General features: G+C 69.7%; 15 protein-coding genes and 1 pseudogene. 5 read left to right on the top strand and 11 right to left on the bottom strand.

All coding sequences use genetic code 11. The annotated features are described in order from the left end of the window. Positions 1-121: 121 nt before the first annotated feature. Both OG306_RS17075 and OG306_RS17080 read right to left on the bottom strand, forming a co-directional pair. Positions 122-598: an ATP-binding protein gene (locus OG306_RS17075; RefSeq protein ID WP_266747022.1), complete on the bottom strand. Its 477-nt coding sequence runs from the start codon at positions 596-598 to the stop codon at positions 122-124. A 562-nt stretch (positions 599-1,160) separates the two neighbouring features. Further along, positions 1,161-1,514 carry an STAS domain-containing protein gene (locus OG306_RS17080; RefSeq protein ID WP_003967428.1) on the bottom strand — a complete coding sequence of 118 codons (354 nt, stop codon included), beginning with the start codon at positions 1,512-1,514 and terminating at the stop codon, positions 1,161-1,163. A 78-nt stretch (positions 1,515-1,592) separates the two neighbouring features. On the opposite strand from OG306_RS17080, the gene OG306_RS17085 reads away from it, so the two are divergent. Next, complete coding sequence (locus tag OG306_RS17085; protein WP_266747023.1) at positions 1,593-4,130, top strand: DEAD/DEAH box helicase; 2,538 nt, start codon at positions 1,593-1,595, stop codon at positions 4,128-4,130. Here OG306_RS17085 and OG306_RS17090 read toward each other — a convergent pair. The 7 genes from OG306_RS17090 to ssd are packed head-to-tail and all read right to left on the bottom strand — an operon-like array spanning position 4,012 to position 9,076. After that, positions 4,012-4,545: an Rv3654c family TadE-like protein gene (locus tag OG306_RS17090; RefSeq protein WP_323183876.1), complete on the bottom strand. Its 534-nt coding sequence runs from the start codon at positions 4,543-4,545 to the stop codon at positions 4,012-4,014. The two genes, OG306_RS17085 and OG306_RS17090, sit on opposite strands and share 119 nt — an antisense overlap. After that, a complete protein-coding gene (locus tag OG306_RS17095) occupies positions 4,542-4,952 on the bottom strand; it encodes a TadE family type IV pilus minor pilin (protein WP_266747024.1) in 411 nt (136 codons plus the stop codon). Before OG306_RS17095 ends, OG306_RS17090 begins: the two co-directional genes overlap by 4 nt. Next, the gene (locus OG306_RS17100) at positions 4,939-5,139 is read right to left on the bottom strand and encodes a DUF4244 domain-containing protein (protein ID WP_266747025.1); all 201 of its coding nucleotides are present in this window, start codon (positions 5,137-5,139) and stop codon (positions 4,939-4,941) included. Before OG306_RS17100 ends, OG306_RS17095 begins: the two co-directional genes overlap by 14 nt. Positions 5,140-5,197: 58 nt before the next feature. Next, complete coding sequence (locus tag OG306_RS17105; RefSeq protein WP_266906230.1) at positions 5,198-5,995, bottom strand: type II secretion system F family protein; 798 nt, start codon at positions 5,993-5,995, stop codon at positions 5,198-5,200. After that, the gene (locus OG306_RS17110) at positions 5,992-6,873 is read right to left on the bottom strand and encodes a type II secretion system F family protein (protein ID WP_371665427.1); all 882 of its coding nucleotides are present in this window, start codon (positions 6,871-6,873) and stop codon (positions 5,992-5,994) included. The genes OG306_RS17105 and OG306_RS17110 overlap by 4 nt, the downstream gene beginning before the upstream one ends. Next, positions 6,870-8,018: a TadA family conjugal transfer-associated ATPase gene (locus OG306_RS17115; protein ID WP_266906228.1), complete on the bottom strand. Its 1,149-nt coding sequence runs from the start codon at positions 8,016-8,018 to the stop codon at positions 6,870-6,872. Before OG306_RS17115 ends, OG306_RS17110 begins: the two co-directional genes overlap by 4 nt. After that, positions 8,015-9,076, bottom strand: a complete 1,062-nt coding sequence (ssd, locus tag OG306_RS17120; RefSeq protein WP_266752254.1) for a septum site-determining protein Ssd — start codon at positions 9,074-9,076, stop codon at positions 8,015-8,017. The genes OG306_RS17115 and ssd overlap by 4 nt, the downstream gene beginning before the upstream one ends. 565 nt (positions 9,077-9,641) lie before the next feature. On the opposite strand from ssd, the gene OG306_RS17125 reads away from it, so the two are divergent. Continuing rightward, complete coding sequence (locus OG306_RS17125) at positions 9,642-10,481, top strand: HAD family hydrolase (protein WP_266747032.1); 840 nt, start codon at positions 9,642-9,644, stop codon at positions 10,479-10,481. A gap of 578 nt (positions 10,482-11,059) precedes the next feature. On the opposite strand, the gene OG306_RS17130 is transcribed toward OG306_RS17125, so the two are convergent. Beyond that, on the bottom strand, positions 11,060-11,884 hold the full coding sequence (locus OG306_RS17130) for an oxidoreductase (RefSeq protein WP_266747033.1): 825 nt from the start codon (positions 11,882-11,884) through the stop codon (positions 11,060-11,062). A 102-nt stretch (positions 11,885-11,986) separates the two neighbouring features. On the opposite strand from OG306_RS17130, the gene OG306_RS17135 reads away from it, so the two are divergent. Continuing rightward, the gene (locus OG306_RS17135) at positions 11,987-12,982 is read left to right on the top strand and encodes an ATP-binding protein (RefSeq protein WP_266747034.1); all 996 of its coding nucleotides are present in this window, start codon (positions 11,987-11,989) and stop codon (positions 12,980-12,982) included. Positions 12,983-13,192: 210 nt separating this feature from the next. Here the strand turns inward: OG306_RS17135 and OG306_RS17140 are convergent. Continuing rightward, positions 13,193-13,931, bottom strand: a pseudogene (locus OG306_RS17140) (hypothetical protein); the annotation flags it as partial. A gap of 395 nt (positions 13,932-14,326) precedes the next feature. On the opposite strand from OG306_RS17140, the gene OG306_RS17145 reads away from it, so the two are divergent. Beyond that, positions 14,327-17,149: a bifunctional SulP family inorganic anion transporter/carbonic anhydrase gene (locus OG306_RS17145; RefSeq protein WP_266747035.1), complete on the top strand. Its 2,823-nt coding sequence runs from the start codon at positions 14,327-14,329 to the stop codon at positions 17,147-17,149. Between the two features lie 229 nt (positions 17,150-17,378). After that, positions 17,379-19,379, top strand: a complete 2,001-nt coding sequence (gene acs, locus OG306_RS17150; protein WP_371665428.1) for an acetate--CoA ligase — start codon at positions 17,379-17,381, stop codon at positions 19,377-19,379. The last annotated feature ends 216 nt before the right edge of the window (positions 19,380-19,595 follow it).

The raw sequence follows: 19,595 nt of genomic DNA on the forward strand, positions 1-19,595 counted from the left end.
ATGAAAAAAGGCCCTGTTCAGCAGGGCCTCAATGACGGATCAAGAAATATGTCGGGGATGGTTCGGGGGAGGGATCCGACGGGATCGGGACCGGCGAACCGCCCGTGGTGGCTGCGGAGTCTCAGGGAAGCACCGTCACTGGCGTCTTCGGCCAGCTCATGCGGATCACTCCGCCGTTGGCTCCCGACCTGACCTCCACATCGTCGACGAGGCCGCTGATGACCGCGAGACCCATCTCGTCCTCGCCGTCGGCGTCGGCATCCGGCCCATCGAGCCCCACGCCGGGCGTGGCGTCGCGTGTCACGGGGGCCCCGGCGGATCCGCCGGGCTCGGGCTCGGCGCCCGGTCCGGGCACCTCGTCGCCGACCTCGATCGAGAAGGACTTCTCCTCCTCGATCAGGACGACCGAGACGGGAGCGGTGATGCCATGACTGCGGTGCAGCCCGACTGCGCGGCTGCAGGCTTCACCGACGGCGAGTCTGACCTCGTCGAGCACGGCTTCATCGACCCCTGCCCGACGCGCCACGGCGGCTGCCACGAGGCGGGCCGTCCTGACGTGTTCGGGCTGGGCACTGAAGCGGAGTTCAACGGTGGCCATGGGATCCCCTCAGACGTACGGGTGTGCATCCCGGCGGCCCGGGCACACTGCCCGGATACCCCGGCTCTTCTTCGGGTCTTCTTCCGGTTTTCTTTCCGCGTTCATTCGGACTGCTTCCGGATTTCTTCGTTCATTCGGACTGCTTCCGGATTTCTTCCGGAACCGACGAACCCGACGACCGACCTGGTCGGCGGCCGCGCGGGGCAGCCGGCCCACTGACCTCCGTCTGCCGACCGGCGGACGGACTCCGACCGGCGGACGGGCCACTCCCGGGCAACCGAACAACCGACGGCCGACCGACAAGCGGCTACCCGCCGGACGACCGGTCGGCAGGCAACCGACGACCCACCGGTTGGCCGACCGACAACCGACCGGACGCCGACCGGCTGCCCGGCAACCGGAGCACCGACTGCCCGGTCTCCCGACCGCCGACACCGATCGCCCGGCCGACTGCCTGACTGCGACAACCGGCCGTTCAGGCCACCTGCGCGGCACCGGCCGCCGGTCAGGGCTACCGGTACACCGGCCACTGGTCGGACCGCGGACGACCGCGGACCGGCCGTCAGTCGGTGGCCGCAACGGCCTCGTCGACCGTGGTGTGAATCGGGAACACCTTGGTCAGACCAGTGATCCGGAAGATCTTGAGAATGCGCTCCTGGTTGCAGACCAGGCGCAGCGAGCCCTCATGGGCCCGGACACGCTTCAGGCCGCCCACGAGCACGCCGAGGCCGGTGGAGTCGAGGAAGTCGACGCCTTCCATGTCGACAACCAGGTGGTAGCTGCCGTCATTCACCAACTCGACCAACTGCTCGCGCAGCTTGGGCGCGGTATACACATCAATCTCGCCACCGACCTCGACGACCGTACGGTCGCCACCAGGGCCGGACACATTGCGAGTCGACAAGGACAGGTCCACGGATCCTCCAGCACCTTGCTATCGAGCGGTCGCCCCTCGGTCTCCCCGGCGGAGCCAGGGGACGGATCGCCAGCCGCAATGGCATTCAATCACTTACCAGCAGCCATGCACGACGCCTTGGGACCATTGTCCGTCACGCCAGTGACACACTCGGTGCCGATGGCCAAGAATCACCGCCCCAGTCGACCAGCCGAGAACAGGGACTCGCGCCCCTCTCCGGCCATGGTCCTCGACCGGCTCGCCGCAGTGGCGGGCCGGTCCGCGCGCATCACTCATACGGAGCACTTGCCCCCGCGCACGGGAACCCATGCCATCTGGCCCGATCGCATCCGGCCAGAAGTGATCGCCGCGATCCAGAAGGCCGGAATCGACCATCCGTGGGCGCACCAGGCGGCCGCCGCCGAGCACGCCCTGGACGGCGAGTCCGTGATCATTGCCACGGGCACGGCTTCCGGCAAGTCGCTCGCGTACCTCGCCCCGGTACTCACCACCCTGCTCGACGGCTCCGAGGCCCCGAACGGCCGTGGCGCGACCGCCCTGTATCTCGCCCCCACCAAGGCCCTGGCCGCCGATCAGAGGCGCGCGGTGAAGGAACTCGCGGCACCACTCGGCAACGCCATCAGGCCTGCGGTCTACGACGGCGACACCCCCGTCGAGGAACGCGAATGGGTGCGCCAGTACGCCAACTACGTCCTGACCAATCCCGACATGCTGCACCGCGGGATACTCCCGTCCCACCCCCGCTGGTCCTCCTTCCTGCGCGCCCTGCGCTTCGTGGTCATCGACGAGTGCCACACCTACCGCGGTGTCTTCGGCTCCCACGTCGCCCAGGTGGTACGCAGGCTGCGCCGCCTGTGCGCCCGCTACGGAGCGGATCCGGTCTTCCTCCTCGCCTCGGCCACCGCGGCTGAGCCATCCGTCGCAGCGGGCCGCCTCACCGGTCTCCCGGTCAAGGAGGTCGCCGACGACGCCTCGCCGCGCGGCGAGCTGCTCTTCGCCCTGTGGGAGCCGCCCCTGACCGAGCTCCACGGTGAGAAGGGCGCGCCCGTCCGCCGTACCGCCACCGCCGAGACCGCCGACCTCCTCACCGATCTGACCGTCCAGGGCGTCCGCTCGGTCGCCTTCGTACGCTCCCGGCGCGGGGCCGAGCTGATCTCCGTCATCGCCAAGGAACGCCTCGCCGAGGTGGACCGCTCCCTGCCCGCCCGGGTCGCCGCCTACCGCGGGGGCTATCTCCCCGAGGAGCGCCGCGCCCTGGAGCGCGCCCTGCACTCCGGGCGGCTGCTCGGTCTTGCCGCCACCACCGCCCTCGAACTCGGCGTCGACGTGTCCGGCCTGGACGCCGTCGTCATCGCCGGCTATCCGGGCACCAGGGCGTCGCTGTGGCAGCAGGCGGGCCGCGCCGGACGCTCCGGCCACGGCGCCCTGGCCGTCCTGGTCGCCCGCGACGACCCGCTGGACACCTTTCTCGTGCACCATCCCGAGGCCCTGTTCCAGCAGCCCGTGGAGTCGACCGTCCTCGACCCGGACAACCCGTACGTCCTCGCCCCGCACCTGTGTGCCGCCGCTGCGGAGCTCCCGCTCACCGAAGCCGATCTGGAGCTCTTCGGCCCGGCCGTGGCCGAACTGCTGCCGCAGCTGGAAGCCGCGAAGCTGCTACGCAGACGGGCGTCGGGCTGGCACTGGACCCGCCGCGAGCGCGCCGTCGATCTCACCGACATCCGGGGCGAGGGCGGTCGCCCCGTCCAAATCGTCGAGGAGGGCACCGGCCGACTGCTGGGCACCGTCGACGAGGCTGCCTCGCACACCGCCGTCCATGAAGGCGCCGTCCATCTCCACCAGGGCCGCACCTATCTGGTCCGGAAGCTGGATCTGGAGGATTCGGTGGCCCTGGTCGAAGGGGCCAACCCGCCGTACTCGACGACCGCCCGCGACACCACCGCCATCGCCGTCCTGGAGACCGACACCGAGATCCCATGGGGTGACGGGCGGCTCTGCTACGGCTCGGTGGAAGTCACCAACCAGGTCGTCTCCTTCCTGCGTCGCAAACTGATCACCGGCGAGGTCCTCGGCGAAACCAAGCTGGATCTGCCGCCCCGCACTCTGCGCACGCGCGCCGTGTGGTGGACCGTCACGCAGGATCAGCTCGACGCCGCCCGCATCAACCCGGAGATCCTCGGCGGCGCCCTGCATGCCGCGGAGCACGCGTCGATCGGGATGCTGCCGCTCTTCGCCACCTGCGACCGATGGGACATCGGTGGCGTCTCCGTACCGTTGCACCCGGCCACCCTCCTGCCCACGGTCTTCGTGTACGACGGACATCCGGGCGGTGCCGGATTCGCCGAGCGGGCCTTCCACACCGCCCGCGCATGGCTGACCGCGACCCGCCAGGCCATCGCGTCCTGCGAATGCGAGGCCGGCTGCCCGTCCTGCATCCAGTCCCCCAAGTGCGGCAACGGCAACGATCCATTGCACAAACGCGGCGCCGTGCGTCTCCTCAGCGAACTCCTCCGGTGGGCTCCGCCGGAGCCCGGGGAGCCGAGCCCTCCGGAATCGTCGGAGGTGACGGCTCCAGAGGGTCGGGAACAGCCACCGGAGGGCCCGCCCGGGACCTGACCTCCGGTTCGTACGGCCCGAAACGCACCTGGGCCGTCACATCGGCGACCTCTCCTCGCACCACGCACCGGACCACCACGGCCCCCTGTGCCGCGGCCACTTTCTCGGCCGCCCCGCATGCTTCCTCGGCCCCTTGCAGGGCCCGGTCGGCCGCGGCCAGAGCCGCCAAGTCCGCCGCGCCGCCGGCCAGGTGCCGAACGGCGACCACCTTCCCGAGCGCCAGCACGACAGCGAACACCACACACAAAGTAGCCATGGTCATCGCCACCCACACCGTCGCCAGCCCCCTGTCCCGGCCCGCCAGGCCCTGGTCCGGCTCGCGGCCCCGTCCCCGTCCGTGACCCGGGCCGCCGGACCCATGTACGTGGAGCCACCCGGTCACAGCCGACGCGGCACCCCGTCCCATCCCGGTCATGGCGTCATCCCCACCGTGTCCTCGGCCAGTGCCGCCGCCTCCGCATGAAGCGTCAAAGCCAGCGGGCCGAGTCCGGGGGTGGGCGCCGCCACCCGCACCCGCCACAACTCCCCGGCCCGCTCCATCGCGATTTCGGCCCCGCCGGGTGCGGCCGAACGGGCGACTTCCAACACCTGTGGCTCCGGTTCCGAACGGGCCGCCGCCCTCGCCCCCGCTCTGGCCGCGTCCACGCACCGGATCTGGGCGGAGGCGGCCATCAGCGCCCAGACCAGGGCCAGGGCGAACACCACCAGTACCGGAATCGCTAAGGCCGCTTCCGCCGTCACCGCACCCCGGTCCCCGCCCGCGCCCGCAGTCCCCGAACGGCCCCCGGCACACGCCCCGGAACCATTCCTAGAACTTCGCATCGAGTGCGTCCTTCACCAGCGACTGCAGCGCGGACATGACCGGCTGGCTGGTCACCACCTTGTAGAGCACCGCCGCGAACGCACAGGCCGCGATCGTCCCCACCGCGTATTCGGACGTCGTCATTCCGTTGTCCGACCGGACTCGGCGCGCCATGCTCCGCACCCAGCCCCTGATTCGCTGCACCATTTCAACCCCCGCGAAATGCGTAATTAATACTGAATAGATAATTTTGGGCGCTTTTCATTCAGCCGGAGTGAAGCAGGCCGGTCGCCAGCCCGATCACCACCGGCGCCACCCCGACGGCCAGGAATGCGGGCAGAAAACAGAGCCCGACCGGTGCGGTGATCAGCACGCCTGCCCGCTGGGCGCGCGCCACGGCCGCGCTCGCCCGCTCCGCCCGCATCGCCTCGGCCAGCCGCGCCACCGGCTCCGCCGCCGGAGCTCCGGTCGATCCCGCCCGGTCCAGGCAACGGGACAGCGCGCCGGCGCCCGGTATCTCCCCGAACCGCCCCCAGGCCACCGCCGGTTCACCACCGAGCCGGATCTCCGCCGCCGTCCGCGCCAGACACACGCCGACCGGTCCGCCCAGCGAATCCCCTACCGCCTCCGCCGCCTCCCGGGGGCCTGCTCCGGCCGAAATGCATGCCGCCAAGAGATCTGCCGCCAGCGGAAGTTGGCGTGCGGCCTCAGCCATTTCCGAAGCACCGGCACCCTGTTCGCCGCTGTGCCGGGCCCGCTGCCACCGCCGGGCGATGTACGCCCCGGCAAGCCCGGCCGCGCACCCCAACAGGCCGCCGACCAGGACCACGCCCGTCGCCACAGCCCCCAGCGGTGCGATCCACTCCTTGGCTGCCCGGGCGCCGGAAACCGCACGCCCGGGCCGACGCTTCTCCGCACCGATCGCCATCAGCGCCGCACCCCGGCGGCGTACCGCCCGCCTCCGCCGCCGCCCCGACAGGGCGAGAGCCAGATACAGGCCCAGGCCCAAAACCCCCCACACCGCCGCCACCAGGTGGGCGGCACCTCCGATGACTCCGTTCATGCCGCCTCCCCTGCCCGTACGATCCGTCCGGCCCAGCAGAGCCCGGCAGCCTCCAGCAACCCACCCGCCACCAGACAGACCAGCCCGGCCGGCGTGTGTAGCAGCACCTCCAGCGGATCCGCTCCGAGCGCCGCCCCCAGTCCCAGCCCAAGCACCGGCAGCAGCGCGAGCACGGCCACCGTCGACCAGGCACCCGCCAGTTGGGCCCGTAACTCCTCGCGTCTGCATCGCTCGGACCGCAGTGCACCTTCCAGGCGGTCCAGCCCCGCCGCGAGCCCGGCCCCACCGTCCGCCGCCACCCGCCAGCAGGCCGCGACCCCGGCAAGCCCGTCCAGACCCGGCTCCCGTGCCGCCTGCCCGAGCGCCCCCGGTACATCGCCACCGAACCGTGCCGCGGCGGACACACCGGCCTCCGCCGTTCCCATCACCCCGGTCCCGCGGACTGCGACGAGCAGCGCCTGCCCCGGCTCGTGTCCGGCCCGCAGCTCACCCACGACTGCGCCGCACAGCGCCACCACCCCATCGGCCCGGCGTTCCCGCTTACGCGTCAGGGCCTGTCTCCGCAGCCACCGCCGCACCAGCGGCACCGCGACCGCCCCGGCCAGCAGCGGAAGCACGGACTTCCCCAGCACCGCGATGGCCAGCGCCACCGGCAGACAGAGCCACTCCCGCCGCTCCCGCAACCGCGCCTGGAACCACGCCCGAATCCGCTCCCAGCGCGCACGCAGCGGCGACTCCACCACTCCATCGACGAACAGCACCCGGGCCCTCCGCCGCCCCTGGTCCTGCGCCACCACCAACCAGGCCGCCACCGCGCCGCACAAGACCGCCGCGCAGCCCGCAGCCGCCGACAGCCCCGGCGCCGCACCGCCGCTCACAGCGCACCCCCGATCAACGACCGCAGCCGCTCCCAGCCTCGTTCCCGCACGAATCCGCCGGCGCCCCAGCGCAGCGCCGGCACGGTCACCACCAGCCCGGCCGCGTCCCGCTCCAGCACCTGCACCTCGGCGATCCGCCGCTGTCCGGCCCGGTCCCGTACGAGATGGACCACCACTGACAGCGCCGCCGCCAACTGGCTGTGCAGTGCTGCCCGGTCCAGCCCCGCCGCCGTCCCCAGCGCCTCAAGACGGGCTGGTACATGCTCGGCAGCATTGGCGTGAACCGTCCCGCAACCGCCCTCGTGCCCGGTATTCAGCGCGGCCAGCAGTTCGGTGACCTCGGCACCCCGCACCTCCCCGACGACCAGCCGGTCGGGCCGCATCCGCAGCGCCTGCCGCACCAGGTCCCGAAGAGTCACCCGGCCCGCCCCCTCCTGATTGGCGGGGCGCGACTCCAGCCGCACCACATGCGGATGGTCCGGCCGCAGCTCTGCCGAATCCTCGGCGAGCACGATTCGCTCACGCTCCCCGACTGCACCCAGCAGACTCGACAGGAGGGTCGTCTTTCCGGCTCCCGTCCCCCCGCTGATCAGATAGGAGACCCGGGCGTCCACCAAGGCCCGCAGCACCCGGTCGCCGTCCGGTGGCACCGTCCCGGCCTCGACCAGTTCCTCCAGCGAGAAGGCCCGCGGGCGTACCACCCGCAGCGACAGACACGTCGAGCCGACGGACACCGGCGGCAGCACGGCGTGCATACGGGTGCCGTCCGGCAGCCGTGCGTCCACCCAGGGCCGGGCGTCGTCGAGCCGCCGCCCCGACACGGCCGCCAGCCGCTGCGCCAGCCTGCGCACCGCGGCAGCGTCCGGGAACGTCACCGCAGTGATTTCGAGCCCGCCGCCCCGGTCCACCCACACCCGGTCCGGCGCACAGACCAGCACATCCGTCACTGCCGGGTCGGCGAGCAGCGGTTCCAGCACTCCGGTCCCGACCAGCTCGCCGCGCAGCTCATCGGCCGCACCGAGCACTTCAGCATCACCGAGCAGCCGCCCCTGGGCACGCAGTGCGGCCGCGACCCCGGCCGGGGTCGGCGCCGCGCCGCTCTGCGCCAGCCGCTGCCGTACAGCGTCGAGCAGCGTCTCGGTCATGACGCATCCCCAGCGGTGCGGCTCCCGACGCCCTCCGGGGCGAGCGCCCGCTCCCAGAAGGCCGTGCAGAACCTGGCCAGTGGACTGCGCGCACTGCTGCCGGGGGGTGCCCCGCCGTCCTGGGCCGCCAGCAGCCCGGTTTCGAGCGGGAGTTCACCAGCAAGCGGCAGCCCAAGCGCTTGCGCCACCCACCGTTCGTCGATGCCCGCCGCGTACGGACCGCGCGCCACCACCCGCAGGTCGTCCAGGACCATTCCGGCCATCGACGCCACCCGCTTCGCTGCCGCGACCGCCCGAAGCTCCCCCGGGACCACCAACAGCCCGACGTCCAGCTGCGCGAGCGCCTCGGCGACCGCCTCGTCGACCCGGCGTGGCAGATCGACGACAACCACCCCGCCGAGCCTGCGCGCGGCGGCCAGCACAGCCTGTATGGCCGGCGGCGGGATCACCACCCAGTCGTCGCGGCCCCAGCTGAGCACCCGCAAACCGTGCAGTGCGGGAAGCGACTCCTCCAGCGCGCCTCCGCCGACCCGCCCTTTGGAATGGGCGAAATCCGGCCACCTCATTCCCTCGGTCCGTTCGCCGCCGAGCAGCACATCGATGCCCCCGCCGAGCGGGTCACCGTCGATCAGCATGGTCCGCCGCCCAGCCCTGGCCGCCGTCACCGCGAGGGCGCAGGCCAGTGTGGATGCGCCGGAACCGCCCCGCCCGCCGATCACCCCGACGGTGAGTGCCGGCCGGCCCACGCCTTCCGCCGCATTGGCGATCTGGTCGACGAGCCAACCCTCGGAGTCGGGCAGCCTCAGCACATATTCGGCCCCGATCTCGACAGCGCGACGCCAGACGTCCGGGACATCCTGGTCCCGGCCGACGAGCATCACACCGCGCCTGCGCGCCACCCCGCGGCACCGCTGGGCAGCGTCGTCCCCCACGAGAATCATCGGGGCCTGATCCCAGCTGCCTCTGCGCTCGGGCAGCGAGTGATGAACTTCCGGTTCCGCTCCGGCGGCAGCGCACAGCCGCAGCAGATCGTCGAGGAGTTCCACATCCTCGGTCACGATCAACGGTCCGCCCCGCCGCACTTCGGCGCTCGGCAGACGATCCCGTGCGTTGGATTCAGCCACAGTCTCCACCCCCTTCTCACTGCACCTTCATCACAGTTCGCGCTGATCTCGAAGCGTTCCGGGATCAGCGATTCCACAACCCGCGGACTTCGCGGCTGGAATCACCGTGCAGCGCTTCGGAAAATCGTGTGGATCTTGCTCAAAAACTGTGGACAACCCCACCGCTGTGAATAACTCGGTCACTCATACCGGCGACTTCCGGAGAGCAGCACTTCCGCTACGCACCGTGACGGGGCACGATGGTGGGAGACGGGCGAGAAGTGGACCGTCGTAGCCGAAACAGAGGCGGAATGCTTGATTCCAAACCGCAGAAATGGGTCCGGACATGCGACGACCCCCGCCGGGGGGGAGAGCGGGGGTCGTCCCCACGGCCGACTCGGGGGGGGAGGAGCCGGACCGGGTTAGCACGGTCGCGAACGATCCGTGACTTCCATGGTGTACCCGAGAGCCTTCTCAGGCAAACCCACGCGCCAGAGTTTACGCCGAATGGTGGGCCCCTATGCTCTGCCTTGTGGAAAACCGCTTCTTGCCGCGCACAGCAGCCTTCTTCGACCTGGACAAGACGGTCATTGCGAAGTCTTCGACGCTGACCTTCAGCAAGTCCTTCTACCAAGGCGGACTGATCAACCGCCGCGCCGTACTGCGCACTGCGTACGCACAGTTCGTGTTCCTCGCCGGGGGTGCAGATCACGACCAGATGGAGCGGATGCGGGAATATCTCTCCGCGCTCTGCAAGGGTTGGAACGTACGGCAAGTGAAGGAAATCGTTGCCGAGACCCTGCACGATCTGATCGACCCGATCATCTACGACGAAGCGGCGACGCTCATCGAGGAGCACCACACCGCCGGACGCGATGTGGTGATCGTCTCGACCTCGGGCGCCGAGGTCGTCGAGCCGATCGGCGAGCTGCTCGGCGCCGACCGAGTCGTCGCCACCCGAATGGTCGTCGGCGACGACGGCTGCTTCACCGGCGAAGTGGAGTACTACGCCTACGGACCGACGAAGGCCGAGGCGATCAAGGCACTCGCGGTGTCGGAGGGGTACGACCTCTCGCGTTGCTACGCCTACAGCGATTCGGCGACCGATGTACCGATGCTGGAATCGGTCGGACACCCGCACGCAGTGAATCCGGACCGCACTCTGCGGCGCGAGGCGACCCTCCGCGAGTGGCCGGTTCTCGTCTTCGACCGACCGGTCCGGCTCAAGCAGCGGCTGCCCGCTTTCACGATGCCGCCGCGTCCCGCGCTGGTCGCGGCGGCGGCGGTGGGTGCGGCCGCGGTCACGGCGGGACTGGTCTGGTACACCTCCCGTCGCCGCTCCATCAATCCCTCCATCTGACCTCGCGACCCGGGCGGCACCCCGATGCCGTGAACCCGCCGCCCGACCCCGCCAATGGGGCCGGACGAGGCAACCACCTCGACCCAATTCACCGACTGAACCAAGTTGTCCAACTCGCCCATAATTGAACCTAAAAGTAAAGAAGTGTGGCCAGCACTACCGCTCACACCGGCCCTGGAGTACAAAGGACTCAACGGCCCGCGAGACCAAGGATGTCCGAGAGGATTACCTGTAACGCAGAGAAGGCCCCACGGACCGAGCATGAAAACCGAGCACCCACGCGACGTCGACCCGTCGATTACGGGCCAGCCGCACCAGGGAACGGGCAAAGTCCCCGACCTGATGGGCACATATCGAGGACGCCTGGTAACTGGGTAGACATGCCAGCGGCGGTACCGAGGACGGTACCGCCGCAACCCTTGCACCGGGCCGTGAAGTTGCCCCGGCGAGGTCACCGCGAAGCCGCCCTTGGCCCGGTGGAATCACCGCACTGAAGTTACGACCCTGCCGTTATGCGGTGGAGTTTCGCGGCTGACAATTCAGCCCGTCGCACCCGGCACCGCAACACCGCCGCCTCGCTACGCGGCGCCGCGCTGCAGCGCCTCGCACACCGCCGTCGATTCCCTGACTCCCAGTTCCACAGCGCGCCCGCAGTGCGCGATCCAGGTCGCCAACCCGTCCGGCGTCCCCGAAAGGTAGCCATCGAACGCCGCGATATACGCCGCCCGGCCCTGCTCGGCGTGCCCCACCTCGGCGGGGCAGATCGATTTGGGGTCGAGCCCGCTCCCGATCAACACGATCCGCTCGGCGGTCCGTGCGACGAGGCCGTTGTACGAACCGAAGGGGCGCAGGGCCAGCAGTTCACCGTGCACAACCGCCGCCGTCACCAACGCAGGCGCCGAAGTGCCCGAAAGGATCAGCCCGGAGAGCCCTTCCAGCCGTCCGGCCACCTCGTCGGCGCCCGGCAGCGGCGCTTGAATCAGCGGTTCGTCCACGGGTTCGCCCGCCAGCCGCGGTCGGCCGACAGCGTCCTCGGGTTCGGCGCCGCCGGCCGCAACCAGATGCAGCCGTGCCAGAACACGCAAGGGCGACTGCCGCCAGATGGAAAGCAGTTGACCCGCTTCGGCGGTCAGCCTCAGGGCCGCTCCGATCACATGCGCCTCACCGTCTCCACTGAAGTCGGTGCGTCGGCGCACCTCCTCCAGGTTCCAGTCGGCCCCGGACAGTGCCGCCGAGCCACGGGCGCCGCGCAGTGCCGCTTCGGCGGTGACCTCGTTGCTTCGGCGCCGCATGACACGGTGACCGTAGACGCGGTCGACGGCCTTGCGTACGGAGTCCACCGCATCGGCGACTCCCGGCAGGGCGCCCAGGGCGGCGAGCGGATCAGAGGCAGGCGTACTCATAGCTAGCGAGGCTACGCGCCCCCCACTCCGTTACGACCCGGGAGTGGCCTTCTTCACGAAGTGTGACAGCAGAACGCGACCACCCCGCTACCCTAGGTGAACATGAAGATCGCTTTCGTAGGGAAGGGCGGCAGCGGCAAGACCACGCTGTCCTCGCTCTTCATCCGCCACCTTGCCGCCAATGAAGCCCATGTCGTCGCGGTGGACGCCGACATCAACCAGCACCTCGGGGTCGCGCTCGGCCTCGACGACCAGGAAGCCGCGGCGCTCCCCGCCATGGGGGCCCAGTTGCCTCTGATCAAGGAGTATCTGCGCGGCAGCAATCCCCGTATCGCCTCCATCGAGACGATGATCAAGACGACTCCGCCCGGCGAGGGCTCGCGACTGCTGCGGGTCCGTGAGGACAACCCGATCTACGACGCGTGCGCCCGTACGGTCCGGCTCGACGACGGGGAGATCCAGCTGATGGCCACCGGGCCGTTCACCGAGTCGGATCTGGGCGTGGCGTGCTACCACTCCAAGGTCGGTGCGGTGGAGCTCTGCCTCAACCATCTCGTCGACGGCTCCGAGGACTACGTCGTCGTCGACATGACAGCCGGATCGGACTCCTTCGCTTCCGGGATGTTCACCCGTTTCGACATGACGTTCCTGGTCGCCGAGCCGACCCGCAAGGGAGTCTCGGTATATCGCCAGTACAAGGAGTACGCGCGGAACTTCGGGGTCGCGCTGAAGGTCGTCGGCAACAAGGTGCAGGGCGAGGACGATCTGGATTTCCTGCGCGCCGAGGTAGGCGACGACCTGCTGGTCACTGTCGGGCACTCCGACTGGGTACGGGCTATGGAGAAGGGCCGTCCCGCCCGCTTCGAGCTGTTGGAGGCGGACAACCGGATGGCTCTGCAGGCACTGCAGAACGCCGCGGAGGATTCGTACGAACAGCGGGACTGGGAGCGATACACCCGGCAGATGGTGCACTTCCATCTGAAGAACGCGGAGAGCTGGGGCAACGAGAAGACGGGCGCCGACCTCGCCGCCCAGGTCGACCCCGCCTTCGTGCTGGACGAGCGGTACGTGCAGGACGGCGCCGCCCAGCCGGCCTGACCGTCGGCTCAGCCAACCCGGTCAGTCGGCCCAGTCGATCTGGTCGGCCGATGCCCCGGCCGGGAAGAGGCGTTCGTACCGCCGGGATGTCGTTGACATTCCTTCCGCCGGGGCGCCGTTGCACCCCTTATCAGGCGCCGGTTCACAGCAGTACCGGTCCTCAGCCGAAGGACGCTCAGCTCGGTGGCCGCGCACGGCCACCGAGCACCGTCACCGGGGGCCGTCGCCGAGCCGACGACGGGGCTGATACGCGTCGGATCCGGCGTGAGCCGTGCCGGCCCCCGATGTCCGGCCCGCTTCCGCCGCCGAGTCTCCGCCTCCACCGAGGAACTCTGTCCAGCCCTTCACCGGGGACCGGCCGACGTCGAGCGTGCCAAGCTTCGCCGGCATTGCCGGGTCCTGCGCGTCGAGCCAATCGGCCAGTTGCCGGAAGGACACACAGCGGACGTCCTTCTTGGTGCAGACCGTCGCGATGGTCTCCTCGACGGCGCGCATGTACGTGCCACCGTTCCAGGACTCGAAGTGGTTCCCGGTGATCAGTGGGGCGCGGTTCCGCCGTACACACGGTCGAGGCCTGGATCAGGCCATCGCTCTGGTTGCCCCAGTACTCGTGCCGACTCGGGTCGCCCTGTGTCGTACCGGACTGGTTGAACATGAAGTTGTAGTTCATCGAGAGGTCTCGAACTTCCACCCCGGGACCGAAACAAGCTGCATCGAGAGGTCCCAGATACCGTCCTTCTTCTTCGGCCAGACCTGTGTTGTTGACCTTCCCGCTGGAGTCGTACCGGAAGCCCATGGCCCGCGCTGCGGCGACCATATTCTTCTGCCCCTCCAGACATGGGGTAAGGCCGCCGATGAGCTCCTTGTCGTAGTCGAAGGGAAGCGGCTCCTCGTCCTTGAGACCGGGGTCGTTGCTCTTCCAGCTCTTCACAAAGGACTTGGCCTGGTTCAGCTTCTGGCTGTCCTCCCGGAGGAGCAGCCGGCCACCGCAACCAGCGCAACAGCCACGACGCCCAGGGCGACCCGTCCGGCAGCGGTCCTCTTCGCGGCAGCCAGCATCCACTCACCCTCTTCCTTGCAGCCGATTCGCGTCGAGGTGCCGACACGGCGCGGCCAAAGCCGCATGCAGCCTTGCCGGAATCAGTACGATAACCCGCGCAAAAAGCTACCTATTCACCTGAACGGGTGATTGACCGGGCCATTTAATCTCAAGCATGGACATGAATCTTTACTCTCCATTACGATCTATTTACTGAGAGTTGAGAAATCCCGCCGCTGCAAGCCGTGCCCCACGGCCGCGTCCCCCACGTTCCGCGACCGCACTGCCCCGGAGGAGACGGGAAAATGTCTGCCTACGTACCCACTCGTCATGACCGCCCACCCCGCAGTTCGCGCCCACCCCGCGCCTGGGGGATCAAACGACCACACAGCCCGCCACCGCCGCGTCGCGGCGGACGATTCCGCATCACGGGCGCCGACCTGTCCGCCTCGGTCACGGTCTTCCTGCTCGCCGTCCCCATGTCGCTCGGCCTCGCCGTCGCCATGGACGCCCCGCTGGAAGCCGGTCTCATCTCGGCCGCCATTGGCGGTATCGTCGCCGGGTTGCTCGGCGGCACACCCCTCCAGGTCAGCGGCCCGTCCGCCGGACTGACCGTGGTCACAGCCGAGTTGATCCAGATCTACGGCTGGCGTACCACCTGCGCGATCACCATCGGCGCCGGACTGCTGCAGATCCTGCTGGGCTCACTGCGGGCGGCGCGCAGCGCCCTCGCCGTCAGCCCCGCCATCGTGCACGGCACCCTCGCCGGAATCGGCGTGGCCATCGCGCTCGCCCAGCTGCACATCGTGCTCGGTGGCTCGCCCCAGAGTTCCGCGGTCGCCAACACCCTCGCCCTTCCCGACCAGTTGGGGCGGGTGAGCCCGGCCGCACCCCTGATCGGCGTGCTGACCATCGCCGTCCTGGTCCTGTGGCCGCGGATTCCTGGGCGGATCGGCCGGGTGTTACGGCGGATTCCGGCCGCCCTCGCCGCAGTGGTGACCGCGACGGCGGTGGCCGCGCCGGCAGCACCCGGGATCGCCCGGGTCGACCTGCCGTCCTGGCGCTCCCACGCACTGCCGGAGATGCCGCAAGGTCCCGTACTCGCCCTTGCCACTGCTGTGTTCACTGTGATGTTGGTGGCCAGTCTGGAGTCGCTGCTCGCCGCGGTGGCCGTGGACAAGCTGTCGGCCGACCGCGCCGGTGAGCGAACAGCCGCCCGGTCACAGGCCGGCCCGCCTTCGGCGTCCGCGGCGGTGTCGGTACGGGCGTCGGCGCCGCCGGCCCCGCCCGCCAGGCGTTCCGATCTCGACCGTGAGCTGCGCGCCCAGGGCATCGCCAACACCCTGTCCGGACTCGTGGGCGGGCTCGCGGTGTCCGGTGGTGCGGTGCGCAGTTCGGCAAACGTGCGGGCAGGGGCGACGGGCCGCGCCTCCACCGTGCTGCACGGCGTCTGGATGGTTCTCGCCATCGGGCTGCTGGTTACCGTCCTGGAATGGATCCCGCTGGCCGCCCTCGCCGCGCTGGTCATGATGGTCGGCATCAAGATGGTGAGCTTCGCCCACATCCGCAATGTCCATAAGCACCGAGAATTCCTGGTGTACGGGGCGACGATCAGCGGCGTGGTCCTCTTCGGTGTGCTCAAGGGTGTGGCGATCGGCATCGCGGCGGCGGTGGCCGTGGCACTGCATCGGCTGGCCCGGACCAGGATCACCGTGGCCGATCAGGGTGAACGGCATCTGATCGTCGTGCGGGGCCAGTTGACGTTTCTCGCGGTGCCTCGGCTCAGTCGGACGCTTGGACAGTTGCCGCAGGGCGGGGACGTCGTCGTCGAGCTGGACGGCTTCTTCATGGACCATGCGGCGTACGAGGCCATCCAGGACTGGAGCCTTGCCCAGAAGGCCCACGGCGGCAGGGTTGCTTTCACCGGCAGGTCAGGCGGCCGGATTGCCGAGCCCACCTCGTCGGCGCACTTCTGTTGTCGCCCCTGGACGCCATGGCGGAACCATCACTGCCACGACCGGCCCGAGCAGACGCCCGACACCCACCCTGGCCCCGGCGCCCCCTTCGGCGGCTCCCGCACCGGCCTGGACCCCGTCCGGGGAGCGGACACGAGCCCCTCTCCCAGCACCGTCGACGACCACAGCTCCGAATCCGGCTCCGCCCCTGATGTCGGTCCCGCTTCCGGCCCCGGAGCCCACAACACTCACGATCCGGCCACGCCCGCCACCGCCCCACGCCGGACCGGCGGCAACCGCCTGGCCAGCGGCCTGAGTTCGTTCCAGCGCAACACCGCCCCGCTGGTGCGCGAGGAGTTGGCCCGGCTGGCTCGCGAGGGTCAGTGCCCCTCCCAGCTCTTCATCACCTGCGCGGACTCCCGCCTGGTCACCAGCATGATCACGGCGAGTGGCCCGGGCGACCTGTTCACCGTGCGGAACATCGGCAATCTGGTGCCCCCGCCGGATACCGATTCGGGTGACGACTCGGTGGGTGCCGCGATCGAGTACGCGCTGGATGTGCTGCAGGTGGAGTCCATCACCGTGTGCGGGCACTCCGGCTGCGGCGCGATGCAAGCTCTGCTCGACGCCGAGCCCGCGCCGGACACTCCTCAGACGTCCCTGTGGCGCTGGCTGAAACACGGGCTGCCGAGCCTGGAACGGATGGCGTCCCGGCATCACGCCTGGGCACGGATCTCCGGTCGGCTGCCGACCGATGCGGTGGAGCAGCTCTGCCTCACCAACGTGGTCCAGCAGTTGGACCATCTACGGGCCCATGAACCGGTGGCCCGGCGACTCTCTGAGGGCACGCTCCAACTGCACGGGATGTACTTCCACGTGGGCGAAGCGCAGGCCTACCTGCTGACCGAGGGCGCGAGCGCCGGACTTGCGCTCGACGAGGTCTTCGACCGCGTGGACCCGGGCGTCACCCCCGACAACGCTCCGGCTCGGGCGCCGGCCGAAACGAAGGCCCCGCTCGAACCCCACGCCCTTGCCGAGGCTCGCACCCATACCTCGGCCGCTTCCCGCGTCACCGGCGACGCCGACACCCTCGGGTCGACCGCCGTTCCGGGAGGCCCCTCCTCCCCGGGCGATCCTTCGGATCCCGGCCGGTTGGAACGTACTGGCGTCTGAACCGCATTCGTCCCCGGTCCGTGAGACCTTGTGGTCCCGCCTCCGCAACACACCGTGTGACTCCGTATGCGCATCGTGCCGCTGGCCCCCATGTCGGCCGGCGCGGCGTCGCATCGCGTCAGCCGTACGGGGAGGCGGGACCGTGTCTCCATGCACGCCCATACACGAGACATAGGTCTAAACCAATTTCGGGCAGACACTTGTCACCCGGCCTTTGGCCTGATGAGCTATGCCCCGGGACACAACGGACACCCTGGGAATGGGAGATGTCGTGAGCAACGAAAGCTTGGCCAATCTGCTTCGTGAGGAGCGGCGGTTCGCACCGCCTGCCGATCTGGCCGCGAACGCCAACGTCAAAGCGGAGGCGTACGAGCAGGCCGAGGCGGACCGGCTGGGCTTCTGGGCCGAGCAGGCCCGTCGCCTGACCTGGGCCACGGAGCCGACCGAAACGCTCGACTGGAGCAACCCGCCCTTCGCGAAGTGGTTCGCGGACGGCAAACTGAACGTCGCGTACAACTGCGTGGACCGCCATGTCGAGGCCGGCCATGGCGACCGGGTCGCCATCCACTTCGAGGGCGAGCCCGGCGACAGCCGCGCGATCACTTACGCCGACCTCAAGGACGAGGTCTCCCGGGCCGCGAACGCACTCATCGAGCTCGGTGTCGGCAAGGGCGACCGGGTCGCCGTCTATCTGCCGATGATCCCCGAGGCCGCGATCGCGATGCTGGCCTGCGCCCGCATCGGCGCCGCGCACTCGGTGGTCTTCGGCGGCTTCTCCGCCGACGCCATCGCCGCCCGCATCCAGGACGCGGACGCCAAGGTCGTAATCACCAGCGACGGTGGTTACCGCCGGGGCAAGCCGTCCGCACTCAAGCCCGCCGTGGACGACGCCGTCTCCCGTATCGACAGCGTCGAGCACGTCCTGGTGGTGCGGCGCACCGGCCAGGACACCGCGTGGACCGAGGGCCGCGACGTCTGGTGGCACGAGATCACCGGCCGGCAGTCCGCCGAGCACACCCCTGAGGCGTTCGACGCGGAGCAGCCGCTCTTCGTCCTGTACACCTCCGGTACCACGGGTAAGCCGAAGGGCATCCTGCACACCTCCGGTGGCTACCTCACGCAGGTCGCGTACACGCACCACGCAGTCTTCGACCTCAAGCCGGAGACCGACGTCTTCTGGTGCACCGCCGACATCGGCTGGGTGACCGGCCACTCGTACATCGTCTACGGCCCGCTCGCCAACGGCGCGACGCAGGTCATGTACGAGGGCACGCCCGATACCCCGCACCAGGGGCGCTTCTGGGAGATCGTGCAGAAGTACGGCGTCACGATCCTCTACACCGCGCCGACCGCGATCCGTACGTTCATGAAGTGGGGTGACGACATCCCCGCCAAGTTCGACCTGAGCAGCCTTCGGGTCCTCGGTTCGGTCGGTGAGCCGATCAACCCCGAGGCGTGGATGTGGTACCGCAAGCACATCGGCGCCGACAAGTGCCCGATCGTGGACACCTGGTGGCAGACCGAGACCGGCGCGATGATGATCGCGCCGCTGCCGGGCGTGACGGAGACCAAGCCGGGAAGCGCCCAGCGCGCCCTGCCCGGCATCTCCGCCACGGTCGTCGACGACGAGGCCAACGAGGTTCCGAACGGCGGGGGCGGCTATCTCGTCCTCACCGAGCCGTGGCCGTCGATGCTCCGCACCATCTGGGGCGACGACCAGCGTTTCATCGACACCTACTGGTCCCGCTTCGAAGGCAAGTACTTCGCCGGCGACGGCGCCAAGAAGGACGAGGACGGCGACATCTGGCTGCTCGGCCGGGTCGACGACGTGATGCTCGTGTCCGGGCACAACATCTCGACCACCGAGGTCGAGTCGGCGCTCGTGTCACATCCGTCGGTTGCCGAGGCCGCCGTGGTCGGTGCCGCCGACGAGACGACCGGCCAGGCCATCGTGGCGTTCGTGATACTGCGGGGTACGGCTGCGGCCTCCGACGAGCTCGTCGCGGAACTGCGCAACCACGTCGGTGCCACGCTCGGCCCGATCGCCAAGCCGAAGCGGGTCCTGCCGGTTGCCGAGCTGCCGAAGACCCGCTCGGGCAAGATCATGCGTCGTCTGCTGCGTGACGTCGCCGAGAACCGCGAACTGGGCGACGTCACGACGCTCACCGACTCCTCGGTGATGGAGCTCATCCAGACCCAGCTGCCGTCCTCCTCCTCCTCGGAGGACTGAGCCCAGGTTCCCCCCTCGGAGGACTGAGCCCAGGTTCCCCTCCTCGGAGGACTGGCCCAGGCTCGCTCTTCCGAAGCCGGACGCAGGTTCCGCCTCCGGCGCGCCTGCAGGGGATCGACCCGCAGTGAGTACGTCCCCGAGGGCATCCGGCAAGGCGCCGGGTGCCCTCGGGCATTTAGGGTAAAGATCACCGGTTACATCCCCGCATACCCCAGG

Origin of the sequence: Streptomyces sp. NBC_01241 (assembly GCF_041435435.1) — a bacterium.
GTDB lineage: Bacteria > Actinomycetota > Actinomycetes > Streptomycetales > Streptomycetaceae > Streptomyces.